The 13,183-nt window shown below is 70.1% G+C and carries 5 protein-coding genes; all 5 read left to right on the forward strand.

Features of this window, described 5'->3' with window-relative positions:
* The first annotated feature begins 2 nt into the window (after positions 1–2).
* A complete protein-coding gene (locus ACIBJG_RS02550; protein ID WP_399303104.1) occupies positions 3–2,387 on the forward strand; it encodes a xanthine dehydrogenase family protein molybdopterin-binding subunit in 2,385 nt (794 codons plus the stop codon).
* 248 nt (positions 2,388–2,635) lie between these two features.
* Positions 2,636–4,093 carry an NCS2 family permease gene (locus tag ACIBJG_RS02555; protein ID WP_399303106.1) on the forward strand — a complete coding sequence of 486 codons (1,458 nt, stop codon included), beginning with the start codon at positions 2,636–2,638 and terminating at the stop codon, positions 4,091–4,093.
* 35 nt (positions 4,094–4,128) lie between these two features.
* Positions 4,129–5,280 carry an XdhC family protein gene (locus tag ACIBJG_RS02560; RefSeq protein ID WP_399303108.1) on the forward strand — a complete coding sequence of 384 codons (1,152 nt, stop codon included), beginning with the start codon at positions 4,129–4,131 and terminating at the stop codon, positions 5,278–5,280.
* Between the two features lie 106 nt (positions 5,281–5,386).
* Positions 5,387–9,136 (forward strand): S8 family serine peptidase, encoded by a 3,750-nt coding sequence (locus ACIBJG_RS02565; RefSeq protein ID WP_399303110.1) that lies wholly within the window; start codon positions 5,387–5,389, stop codon positions 9,134–9,136.
* A gap of 179 nt (positions 9,137–9,315) precedes the next feature.
* On the forward strand, positions 9,316–13,068 hold the full coding sequence (locus ACIBJG_RS02570; protein WP_399303112.1) for a S8 family serine peptidase: 3,753 nt from the start codon (positions 9,316–9,318) through the stop codon (positions 13,066–13,068).
* Positions 13,069–13,183 lie beyond the last annotated feature (115 nt).

The following is a 13,183-nucleotide window of genomic DNA, read 5'->3' on the forward strand; positions in this document are numbered from 1 at the left end:
CCATGGGCGTTACCGGTTCCCCCACCAATATCAACCAGGGCACCCGCACCAAGGGCGGCATCGGCGAATCCACGCTGCGCCCCGACGGGATCCTGAAGGTCACCGGCGAGTTCGCGTACTCCTCGGACATGTGGCACGAGGACATGCTCTGGGGCCACACCCTGCGCTCCACCGTCGCGCACGCCGAGATCGTCTCGATCGACACCTCCGAGGCCCTCGCCACCTCCGGCGTCTACGCCGTTCTCACCTATGACGACCTGCCGACCGCGGTGAAGAACTACGGCCTGGAGATCCAGGACACCCCCGTCCTGGCCCACGGCCGGGTCCGCCACCACGGCGAGCCGGTGGCACTCGTCGCCGCCGACCACCCGGAGACGGCCCGCCGCGCCGCCGCGAAGATCAGGATCGACTACCGCGAGCTGCCGGTCGTCACCGACGAGGCCTCCGCGACCGCGCCCGGCGCGCCCCTCATCCACGAGGGCCGCGACGACCACCACATCGGGCACGTACCGCACCCCAACATCGTCCACCGCCAGCCGATCGTCCGCGGCGACGCGGACGAGGCGGCGAAGAGGGCCGACGTCATCGTCAAGGGCGAGTACGTCTTCGGCATGCAGGACCAGGCTTTCCTCGGCCCCGAGTCCGGCCTCGCCGTCCCGTCCGAGGACGGAGGCGTCGACCTGTACGTCGCCACCCAGTGGCTGCACTCCGACCTCCGCCAGATCGCCCCGGTCCTCGGCCTGCCCGAGGACAAGGTCCGCATGACGCTCTCCGGTGTCGGCGGCGCCTTCGGAGGCCGCGAGGACCTGTCGATGCAGATCCACGCCTGCCTGCTGGCGCTGCGCACAGGCAAGCCGGTGAAGATCGTCTACAACCGCTTCGAGTCCTTCTTCGGGCACGTCCACCGCCACCCCGCCAAGCTCCGCTACGAGCACGGCGCCACCCGTGACGGCAAGCTCACCCACATGAAGTGCCGCATCGTGCTGGACGGCGGCGCCTACGCCTCCGCCTCCCCGGCCGTCGTCGGCAACGCCTCCTCGCTCGCCGTCGGCCCGTACGTCATCGACGACGTCGACATCGAGGCGATCGCCCTCTACTCCAACAACCCGCCGTGCGGCGCGATGCGCGGCTTCGGCGCGGTCCAGGCCTGCTTCGCCTACGAGGCGCAGATGGACAAGGTTGCCGCCGAACTCGGCATGGACCCGGTCGAGTTCAGGCAGCTCAACGCCATGGAGCAGGGCACCCTGCTGCCGACCGGCCAGGTGGTCGACTCGCCCGCCCCGGTCGCCGAACTGTTGCGCCGGGTCAAGGCCAGGCCGCTGCCGCCCGAGCGCCAGTGGGAGAGCGCCGGCGAGCACGCGGATATCCGCGCCCTGCCCGGCGGACTCTCCAACACCACGCACGGCGAGGGCGTCGTACGCGGGATCGGCTACGCGGTCGGCCTGAAGAACGTCGGCTTCTCCGAAGGCTTCGACGACTACTCCACCGCCCGGGTGCGCATGGAGGTCATCGGTGGCGAACCCGTCGCGACCGTCCACACCGCCATGGCCGAGGTCGGACAAGGCGGCGTCACGGTGCACGCCCAGATCGCCCGTACCGAACTGGGCGTCTCCCAGGTCACCATCCACCCGGCCGACACCCGGGTCGGCTCGGCCGGCTCCACCTCCGCCTCCCGTCAGACCTACGTCACCGGCGGCGCCGTGAAGAACTCCTGCGAGGCGGTCCGGGAACAGGTCCTGGAGATCGGCCGCCGCAAGTTCGGTACGTACCACCCCGCCTGGGCCACCGCCGAACTCCTCCTGGAGGGCGGCAAGGTCGTCACCGACGGCGGTGAGGTGCTGGCCGACCTGGCCGACGTACTGGAGGACGAGGCGGTCGACGTCGAGCTGGAGTGGCGCCACCGGCCCACCGAGGCCTTCGACCTCCGTACCGGACAGGGCAACGGCCACGTCCAGTACTCCTTCGCCGCACACCGCGCGGTCGTCGAGGTCGACACCGAGCTCGGCCTGGTCAAGGTCATCGAACTGGCCTGCGCCCAGGACGTCGGCAAGGCGCTCAACCCGCTCTCCGTCCTCGGCCAGATCCAGGGCGGCACCCTCCAGGGCATGGGCATCGCCGTGATGGAGGAGATCATCGTCGACCCGAAGACCGCGAAGGTACGCAACCCGTCCTTCACGGACTACCTCCTGCCCACCATCCTCGACACCCCGACCATCCCGGTCGACGTGCTCGAACTCGCCGACGACCACGCCCCGTACGGGCTCCGTGGCGTCGGCGAGGCCCCCACCCTGTCGTCGACCCCGGCCGTCCTCGCGGCGATCCGGAACGCGACCGGGCTGGAGCTCAACCGGACCCCGGTCCGCCCGGAGCACCTCACCGGCACCTGACCGGAGCTCCGCCACAGCTCTCCGGGCGGTGCGCGCCTGACGGGAACGTCACACTTCCTGCGCCCGCACCGCCCGGAGAGCCCAAGTTCCGCACCGCTAGCGGCCCTTGACCCGCAGTACCCGCTTTTTGCGCAGCAACAGTTCGTCTCGGGCCGTCCCCCGGGTCGTGCAGCCAGAGCATTCATCCCAAATCCCGCATCTCCACTCACCATCGCGGGTGCCCCTGTGAACCTTGGGAGTCAGGCATCATGACCCAGCATTCAGTGGAACCGAAGACCGTCGCGGAGGAAGCGGGCCCCGGCTCACGCGTCCCCGCCGGCAGATCATGGCTCGACCGGTACTTCCACATATCCGAACGCGGATCGACCGTCGCCACCGAAGTGCGCGGCGGCGTCACGACCTTCATGGCCATGGCGTACATCCTGCTGCTCAACCCGCTGATCCTCGGCGGCAAGGACGTCGACGGGAACCTCCTCAGCCAGCCCGGACTGATCACCGCCACCGCGCTCGCGGCCGCGGCGACCACCCTGCTCATGGGCTTCGTCGGCAAGGTCCCCCTCGCTCTCGCCGCGGGACTCAGCGTCTCCGGCGTCCTGTCCTCACAGGTCGCCCCGGAGATGACCTGGCCGCAGGCCATGGGCATGTGCGTGATGTACGGCCTGGTGATCTGCCTCCTGGTGGTCACCGGTCTGCGTGAGCTGATCACGAACGCGATCCCGCTCCCGCTGAAGCACGGCATCACCATGGGCATCGGGCTCTTCATCGCCCTGATCGGCCTCTACAAGGCCGGCTTCGTGGGCAAGGGCACGGCCACCCCGGTGACCCTCGGTCCCGCCGGTGAACTCGCCGGCTGGCCCGTCCTCGTCTTCGCGGTGACCCTGCTGCTGATCTTCATGCTGCAGGCCCGCAACATCCCCGGCGCGATCCTCATCGGCATCGTCGTCGGCACGGTCGTCGCCGTCGTGATCAACAAGGTCGCCGACGTCGACCCGAAGATCTGGAGCAGCGGCCCGCCCGAGCTCAAGGGCTCCGCGGTCTCCTCGCCGGACTTCTCCCTCTTCGGGGACGTCGAGTTCGGCGGCTGGGGCGACGTCGGCGCGATGACCGTCGGCTTCATCGTCTTCACCCTGGTCCTCGCCGGCTTCTTCGACGCGATGGCCACCATCATCGGCGTCGGTACGGAGGCCAAGCTGGCCGACGACAAGGGCCGGATGCCGGGCCTGTCCAAGGCGCTGTTCATCGACGGCGCGGGCGGTGCGATCGGCGGCGTCGCCGGCGGCTCCGGCCAGACCGTGTTCGTCGAGTCGGCGACCGGTGTCGGGGAGGGCGCCCGGACCGGGCTCGCCTCCGTCGTCACCGGACTCTTCTTCGCCGCCTGCCTCTTCTTCACCCCGCTCACGGCGATCGTGCCGGCCGAGGTGGCGTCCGCCGCCCTGGTCGTCATCGGCGCCATGATGATGCAGAACGCCCGGCACGTGGACTGGAGCGACCGTTCCGTCGCCATCCCGGTCTTCCTGACCGTGGTCCTGATGCCGTTCACGTACACCATCACCACGGGTGTGGCCGCGGGCGTCATCTCGTACGTCGCCATCAAGGCGGCCCAGGGCCGGTCCCGCGAGGTCGGCGCGTTCATGTGGGGGCTGACGGTGATCTTCGTCATCTACTTCGCCCTGCACCCGATCGAGAGCTGGCTCGGCGTCAGCTGACGCCGCCCCTCCGCACATCCGCCAAGGAGACCGAGATGCTGGACATCGCCGAGGAGCTCGACCGGTGGGCCGGGCAGGGACGCGACTTCGCCGTCGCCACCGTGGTCGCCGTCGGCGGCAGCGCGCCCCGGCAGCCGGGCGCCGCGCTGGCCGTCGACCGTGACGGCACGGCGATCGGCTCGGTCTCCGGCGGGTGTGTGGAGGGCGCGGTGTACGAACTGTGCCGACAGGCCCTCGACGACGGCACGACCGTACGGGAGCGGTTCGGCTACAGCGACGAGACCGCGTTCGCGGTCGGCCTGACCTGCGGCGGCGTCATCGACATCCTGGTGACGCCGGTGCGGGCGGACGACCCCGCCCGCCCGGTGTTCGCCGCCGCGCTCGCCGCCGCCTCGCGGGGGGAGGCGGCGGCGCTGGCCCGGATCACCGAAGGCCCCGCCGAACTCCTCGGCCGCCCCCTGCTCGTCCATCCCGGCGGCGGTCACGAGGGCGGGCTCGGCGGACACCCGGAACTGGACCGCACCGCGGTCGCGGAGACCCGGGCGATGCTGGACGCGGGCCGGACCGGAACCCTCGTCATCGGCGCGAACGGCTCGCGGTGCGGACAGCCGCTCACGCTGCTCGTCGAATCCAGCGTCCCGCCGCCCCGGATGATCGTGTTCGGGGCCATCGACTTCGCCGCCGCACTCGTGCGGGCCGGGAAGTTCCTCGGCTACCACGTCACGGTGTGTGACGCCCGCCCCGTCTTCGCCACGAAGGCACGCTTCCCGGACGCCGACGAGCTGGTCGTCGACTGGCCGCACCGCTACCTGGCCACCACCGGAGTGGACGCCCGCAGCGTCCTGTGCGTCCTGACGCACGACGCCAAGTTCGACGTCCCGCTCCTGGAGGCGGCGTTGAAGCTTCCGGTCGCCTACGTCGGCGCGATGGGCTCGCGCCGCACCCATCTGGAGCGCAACGACCGGCTGCGCGAGGCCGGCGTCACCGAACTGGAACTCGCCAGGCTGCACTCGCCGATCGGCCTCGACCTCGGCGCCCGTACGCCCGAGGAGACGGCCCTGTCGATCGCCGCCGAGATCGTCGCCGACCGGCGCGGCGGCACCGGTGTCCCGCTGACCGGCGCCCACACCCCGATCCATCACAGCGGCGCCGCCGAACCAGCCGGGCGCATCGGGTCCGTGGCCTGAAACCCTTGCTCCAACTCCCTTGGGGCGAAGGCGGTTTGCCGCCAAGGCGGCTTCACGCCAGGTGAGAACCTGACGGTAGTCATGGTTCTGCCGGTAGATCAGGGGCATGACACTTACTCCCTCATCCGCATCCGGCCGGGCGAGACCTGTCCGCGCGGGACGCAGAGCCCTGACCGTCGCCACGTCGGTCGCCCTGTTCGGTGGCGCGCTCCTGCCCGCCACCGCGTCCGCGGCCCAGGACGGGGCCGCGGCGGTGGACAAGGCCCCCGGTGCCGTTCACCAGTACGACATCACCCTGGTCACCGGCGACGTGGTCCACTACGCCGACGGCGTGGGCAACCAGGACACCGTCACCGTGGATCGCCCCGACGGTGCGGTCGGCGGGGTCCACATCCAACAGGCCGGCGACGACATCTACGTCCTGCCCGAGGAGACGAGCGCCCTGCTGGCGGCCGGCAAGCTGGACCGCCGGCTGTTCAACGTCACCGCGCTCGCGAAGATGGGGTACGACGACAAGAAGACCGGCGGCATTCCGCTGATCGCCACGTACTCCACCACCAAGGGCCGCGCCCTGCCGGTTGCTCCGCGCGGTGCGGAGAGGACCAGGGTCCTCGACTCGATCCACGGTGCGGCGCTGAAGGCCGGCAAGGACACCATGCGTGCCTTCTGGGACGACATCGCGCGTACCTCCACGGCCCGTTCGCTGGACAACGGCATCGCGAAGCTCTGGCTCGACGGCCGCGTCGAGGCCGCGCTGAAGGACTCCGTCCCGCAGGTCAACGCCCCGCAGGCCTGGGCCGAGGGGTACGACGGCAAGGGCTCCAAGGTCGCGGTGCTCGACACCGGCATCGACCCGACCCACCCGGACGTCAAGGACCGCATCCTGGAGACCAAGAGCTTCGTCCCGGGTGAGGAGGTCCTGGACAAGCACGGTCACGGTACTCACGTCGCGTCCACCATCGCCGGCTCCGGCGCCGCATCGGACGGCCTCAACAAGGGCGTCGCCCCTGGCGCGGACCTGATCATCGGCAAGGTGCTGAGCAACGAGGGCTCCGGCGCGGACTCGGGCATCATCGAGGCGATGGAGTGGGCGAAGGCGGAGGGCGCCGACGTCGTCTCCATGAGCCTCGGCTCCAGCATCCCGGACGACGGCTCGGACCCGATGTCGCTGGCAGTCAACTCCCTCTCGGCCGACGGCGGTCCGCTCTACGTGGTCGCCGCGGGCAACGCGTACGGCGCGGGCACGATCGGTTCGCCGGGCTCGGCGGAGAAGGCGCTCACGGTCGCCGCCGTCGACAAGCAGGACAACCGCGCGGACTTCTCCTCCATGGGCCCATTGACCCGCTCGTACGGTCTCAAGCCCGATGTCTCCGCGCCGGGTGTCGGTATCAACGCGGCCGCCTCGCAGGCCGTGCCCGGCGTGGACGGCATGTACCGGTCGATGGACGGCACCTCGATGGCGACGCCCCATGTCGCCGGTGCCGCGGCCATTGTGAAGGAGCGTCACCCCGACTGGTCCGGTCAGCGCATCAAGGACGCGCTGATGACCTCGTCGAAGGAATTGCCGGACTACACCCCGTACGAGCAGGGGACCGGCCGCCTGGACGTGAAGGCCGCCATCGACACCACCATCGAGGCCACGGGTTCGGTCGCGGTCGCCTCGTACGACTGGCCGCACAGCCCCTCGGACGCGGTTGCCGAGCGGATGATCACGTACCGCAACACGGGTACCGAGGACGTGACGCTGGACCTGGCGACGGACAGCAACGCGGACGCGTACACGCTGTCGGTGAAGCAGCTGACCGTGCCGGCCGGTTCGACGGCCGAGGCGGTGCTGTCGCTGGACCCGTCGAAGGTCGCGAACCACACCACGTTCTCCGGGCAGGTCATCGCAAGGGACGCCTCCGGCGCCATAGTTGCCCACACCGGGTTTGCGCTGAACAAGGAGCAGGAGCTGTACGACCTGACGCTCCAGCTGCGCGACCGTGACGGCAAGCCGATGGACGGCCAGGTCGTCATCGCGCAACTGGGCGACCCCAACCTCGGCGTGGTCGCCGTCCCCGGAGACCTGACGCTGCGGCTGCCCCCGGGCAACTACACCGCCTGGTCCGCCGCCGACATCAAGGGCGACACGGCCGACTCCAAGGCCGTCGCCTTCCTCGCGGCCCCCGAGATCATCCTCGACAAGCCCACCACCGTCTCGCTCGACGCCTCCAAGGCCCGCAAGGTCAGCGTGAGGACGCCGAAGGAGACGGAGACCCGTCAGCTGCGCTACGACATGGCGCGCACCGCTCCGGACGGCACCGTCCAGCGCGATGCGTTCCAGATCCCGCTGACGTACGACCAGTTGTGGGCGAGCCCCACCAAGAAGGTCACCCAGGGCAGCTTCTCCTTCCTGACCCGGTGGCGCCGGGGCGAGAAGCTCGTCGCCCTGACCGCCGGCGGCCGTGACGTCCCCGTCACCGTGCAGGGTGGTTCGCTCGTCGCCGAGGACAGCACCCGCAAGCTCGGCAGCGTCTTCGCGGGCAATGGCGCCCCGGCCGACTACGCCGGTCTCGACGTCAAGGGCAAGGCGGTCGTGATCCGCAGCAGCGACACGGTGGCTCCCGCCGACCGGGCAACTGCCGCGATCGCCGCAGGCGCGAAGGCGCTGTTCGTCGTCAACGCCGGTGACGGCGTGCTGATGGAGTCCTACGCCGACTACGGCACCACGCTGCCCATCCCGGTCGCCTCCGTCCAGCGCCTCGTCGGTGAGGACCTGATCAAGGAGGCCCGCAAGGGCGCGACGCTCACCGTCGACGAGCGGAAGTTCGCGAGCTACGTGTACGACCTGGTCGACCGGCACGACGGCACGATCCCGGACCGCTCGCTCGCCTTCGCCCCGTCCACGCGCCAGCTCGCCAAGGTGGAGAACACCTTCTACGGGGAGAAGACCCGGCTGGGCGGCGGCTTCCGCTACGACATCCCGGAGTACGGCCCCGGTCTCGGCTTCCAGGAGTACGAGCAGTTCCCCGGAACCCGCACCGAGTGGGTCAACCCGTTGCCCGGCGCCTCGTTCTGGTACGAGGACCACTCCGTCCTCACCGCCACCCAGTCCGGCACCGCGCACGAGATGCGCAGCGGCGAACTGGACTACACAGCGGGCCGCGACTACACCGCCGAATGGTTCGCGCCGGTCAGCCACCCGCGCCTGGGCACCGGCTACTGGGGTCCGTTCCGCTCCGTCTACAACGACATCCAGTTCAACTTCACCGCGTGGACGGACTCGGGCGCCGGTCACTCGGGCTCCATGCCGGAGGACGAGTACGACACCACCAACACTGCCTTCTACCAGGGCGACACGCTGATCAAGAAGGTCGCGGGCCGGGCCGGATACGCCTGGGACCTCTCGCCCGAACCGCTGCCGTACCGCTTCGTGCTCGACGCCACGCGTGACGCGCAGACCTGGAAGTCCTCGATCCGGACGCACACCGAGTGGAACTTCGTCTCGGGCGCCATGGACGAGAACGGCCCGTGGCAGGCGGACATCCCGATGCTTCAGCTGGACTACGACGTCCACACGGATCTGGCCGGTGACGTGAAGGCCGGGGCGTGGACGGAGATCGGTCTGTCCTCCACCACGCAGGAGTGGCTGGAGGGTGCCGTGAAGGCGTCGAAGGCCTCGCTGTCGGTCAGCTACGACGACGGGAAGTCCTGGAGCGCGGTGCAGCTGAAGAAGGACTCGGCCGGTTCCTGGACCGCCCGGTTCAAGACTCCGAAGAAGGGTGCCACCGCCGTGTCGCTCAAGGCGCACGCCGAGGCCGGCAACGGACTCGCCGTGGACCAGGAGATCACCCGGGCCTTTGGCCTGAAGTAGCTGGTCGCCGCCCGGGAACGGGCGGCCTCGCACCCTCTCTGGGAGGGGTGCGAGGCCGCCCGCCTGTGCTTTGGCGCCGGACATCGTCCGCCTTGCCCGGAAGGCGGGTCTCCGCCGCGGCGGTTTTCCGCCAGCAATGTCGCATGACGAACCGGTGCATCAACCGTTAGATCAGCTGCATGACATCTTCACCCTCCACCACCGCAGGGCGGGCGAGACCCGCTCGCGCGCGGCGCAGAGCCCTCCTCATAGCGACCTCGGTCGCCCTGGTGAGCGGCGCACTGCTGCCCGTCACGGGCGCCGCGTCCGCCGCGGCAGGCCCCGCGCCGGCCACCGACCGGAGCGCCCCGGTCCATGAGTACGACATCACCCTGGTCACCGGTGACGTGGTCCATTACGCCGACGGCGTGGGCAAGCAGGACACCGTCACGGTGGACCGGCCGGACGGCGCGGTGGGCGGGGTCCACGTCCAGCAGGCCGGGGACGACATCTACGTCCTGCCCGACGAGGCCACGGGCCTGATCGCCGCCGGCAAGCTGGACCGCCGCCTCTTCAACGTCACCGGCCTCGCGAAGATGGGGTACGACGACGCGAAGACCGGCGGCATTCCGCTGATCGCCACGTACCCGGCGAGCAAGGCCCGTTCGCTGCCCGCCGCCCCGCGTGGCAGCAAGACGGTCCGGACCCTGGAGTCCATCCACGGCGCTGCGCTGAAGGCAGACAAGGACACCACGCGGGCCTTCTGGGACGACATCGCGCGTACCTCCACGGCCCGTTCGCTGGACAACGGCATCGCGAAGCTGTGGCTCGACGGCCGGGTCGAGGCCGCGCTCAAGGAATCCGTCCCGCAGATCAACGCGCCGCAGGCGTGGGCCGAGGGCTACGACGGCAAGGGCTCCAAGGTCGCGGTCCTGGACACCGGCATCGACGAGGACCACCCGGACGTCAAGGACCGCCTCCTGGAGTCCAAGAGCTTCATTCCGGGCGAGGGGGTCGACGACAAGAACGGCCACGGCACGCACGTCGCGTCCACCATCGCGGGCTCCGGCGCCGCATCCGGCGGCGCCAACAAGGGCGTCGCCCCGGCCGCGGACCTGATGGTCGGCAAGGTGCTGAGCGACGAGGGCTCCGGCGCCGACTCGGGCATCATCGAGGGGATGGAGTGGGCGAAGGCGGAGGGCGCCGACGTCGTGTCCATGAGCCTCGGCTCCACCGTCCCTGACGACGGCACCGACCCGATGTCCCAGGCCGTCAACGCGCTGTCCGCCGACGGTGGTCCGCTCTTCGTGATCGCGGCGGGCAACGCGTACGGCGCCGGCACGATCGGCTCACCCGGTGCGGCCGAGAAGGCGCTCACCATCGCCGCCGTCGACAAGCAGGACAACCGCGCGGACTTCTCCTCCATGGGTCCGCTGACGCGCTCCTACGGCCTCAAGCCGGACCTCTCCGCACCGGGCGTCGGTATCAACGCGGCTGCCTCGCAGTCGGTCCCCGGTATCGAGGGCATGTACCAGTCGATGGACGGTACGTCGATGGCGACCCCGCACGTCGCGGGTGCCGCAGCCATTGTGAAGGAGCGTCACCCCGACTGGTCCGGTCAGCGCATCAAGGACGCGCTGATGACCTCGTCCAAGGTGCTGCCCGCCTACTCCCCGTACGAGCAGGGCACCGGCCGGGTCGACGTGAAGGCCGCCATCGACACGAAGATCGAGGCCACCGGCTCCGTCGAGGTCGCGACCTACGCCTGGCCGCACAGCGCGTCCGACCCCGTCGCCGAGCGGACGATCACGTACCGCAACAGCGGCACGGAGGACGTCACCCTCGACCTGGCGACGGACAGCGACTCCGACGCGTACACCCTGTCGGTCAAGCAGCTGACCGTCCCGGCCGGTTCGACCGCCGAGGCGGTGCTGTCGCTCGACCCGTCGAAGGTCGCGAACAACACCACGTTCTCCGGCCAGGTCATCGCGAAGGACGCCTCGGGCGCCACCGTCGCGCACACCGGCTTCGCGCTGAACAAGGAGCAGGAGCTCTACGACCTGAAGCTTCAGCTCCGCGATCGCTCCGGCAAGCCCATGGACGGCGAGATCATCATCGCCGCTCTCGGCGACGAGAACCTGAGCGTCGTCCCCGTCTCCGGTGACACCACGCTGCGGCTGCCCCCGGGCAACTACACCTCCTGGGCCGCCGTCGACGTCAAGGGCGACACCGCCGACTCGCAGGCGCTCGCCTTCCTGTCGGCCCCCGAGATCATTCTCGACAAGCCCACCACCGTCTCGCTCGACGCCTCCAAGGCCCACAAGGTCAGCGTGAAGACGCCGCAGGAGTCCGAGACCCGCCAGCTGCGCTACGACATGGCGCGCACCGCGCCCGACGGCACCGTCCAGCGCGACGCGTACCAGATCCCGATCACCTACGACCAGCTGTGGGCGAGCCCCACCAAGAAGGTCACCCAGGGCAGCTTCTCCTTCCTGACCCGCTGGCGGCAGGGCGAGCGGCAGTTCGACCTCACGGTCGACGGCCGGGACGTCCCGGTCACCGGTCAGTTCGGTTCGCCCGTCGACGAGGACAGCCGCGAGAAGTTCGCCACTGTCTTCGCGGGCAACGGTGCCACCGCGGACTACCGGGGCCTCAAGGCCAAGGGCAAGGCCGTCGTCGTGCGCCGCAGCGATGCGGTGACCCCCGCCGACCGGCTGGCCAACGCGGTCGCCGCGGGCGCCGAGGCGCTCTTCGTCGTCAATGACGGTGACGGCGTGCTGATGGAGTCCTACACCGAGGACGGCACCCCGGCGGCCATCCCGGTCGCCGCGGTGCAGCGTCTGGCCGGCGACACGCTCGTCGAGGCCGCCCAGCGCGGCAAGAAGGTGACCGTCGAGCAGCGGAAGTTCGCGAGCTACGTGTACGACCTGGTCGACCGGCACGACGGCACGATCCCGGACCGCTCGCTCGCCTTCGCCCCGTCCACCCGTCAGCTGGCGAAGGTGGAGAACACCTTCTACGGCGCCCAGGACGTCGTCGGCGGCGGCTACCGCTACGACATTCCCGACTACGGACCCGGCGTCGGTTTCGCGGAGGTCGAGAAGTACCCCGCCACCCGCACCGAGTGGGTCAACCCGCTGCCGGGCGCCTCGTTCTGGTACGAGGACCACTCCCACTACAACGCGACCGGCACGGACACCGCGCAGGAACAGCGCAGCGCCCACCTGGACTACGCGGCGGGCCGCACCTACCCCACCGCCTGGTTCGCGCCGATCACCCGGCCGCGTCTGGGCACCGGTTTCTGGGGCCCGTTCCGGTCCTCGTACAACGACATCCAGTACAACATCACGCCGTGGACGGACGCCGGCGCCGGTCACTCCGGTTCCATGCCCGACATGGAGTACGACAACAGCAGCATCGCCTTCTACCAGGGCGACACGCTGATCAAGGACGAGGCCGGCCGCTCGGGCTACGCCTGGGACCTCTCGCCCGAGAAGCGTCCGTACCGCCTGGTCCTCGACGCCTCGCGTGACGCGGCCACCTGGAAGTCCTCGATCCGGACGCACACCGAGTGGAACTTCGTCTCGGGTGCCATCGACCCGGCAGGGCCGTCGGAGGCCGACATCCCGATGCTTCAGCTGGACTACAACGTCGACACCGACCTGGCCGGTGACGTGAAGGCCGGCCAGTGGACCGAGGTCGGTCTGTCGTCCACCACGCAGGAGTGGCTGGAGGGTGCCGTGAAGGCGGCCGAGGCCTCGCTGTCGGTGAGCTACGACGACGGGAAGTCCTGGAGCGCGGTGCAGCTGAAGAAGGACTCGGCCGGTTCCTGGACCGCCCGGTTCAAGACCCCGAAGAAGGGTGCCACCGCCGTGTCGCTCAAGGCGCACGCCGAGGCCGGCAACGGACTCGCCGTGGACCAGGAGATCATCCGGGCCTTCGGCCTGAAGTGACCTGCTGAGACCCTCCTCTTGAGGCGGCCGCGCACCCGTACGCAGGGTGCGCGGCCGCCTTCTTGTGCTCTCTTTGACGGCCAAAATTTGCCTGCTTTGCCCGTATATGGCAGGT

The organism is Streptomyces sp. NPDC050422, from assembly GCF_044458665.1.
Taxonomy (GTDB): domain Bacteria; phylum Actinomycetota; class Actinomycetes; order Streptomycetales; family Streptomycetaceae; genus Streptomyces.

Bases quoted from the DNA above. Each gene is read 5' to 3' on its own strand.
- ACIBJG_RS02550 (WP_399303104.1), top strand. From the start codon at position 3: ATGGGCGTTACCGGTTCCCCCACCAATATCAACCAGGGCACCCGCACC.
- ACIBJG_RS02555 (WP_399303106.1), top strand. From the start codon at position 2,636: ATGACCCAGCATTCAGTGGAACCGAAGACCGTCGCGGAGGAAGCGGGC.
- ACIBJG_RS02560 (WP_399303108.1), top strand. From the start codon at position 4,129: ATGCTGGACATCGCCGAGGAGCTCGACCGGTGGGCCGGGCAGGGACGC.
- ACIBJG_RS02565 (WP_399303110.1), top strand. From the start codon at position 5,387: ATGACACTTACTCCCTCATCCGCATCCGGCCGGGCGAGACCTGTCCGC.
- ACIBJG_RS02570 (WP_399303112.1), top strand. From the start codon at position 9,316: ATGACATCTTCACCCTCCACCACCGCAGGGCGGGCGAGACCCGCTCGC.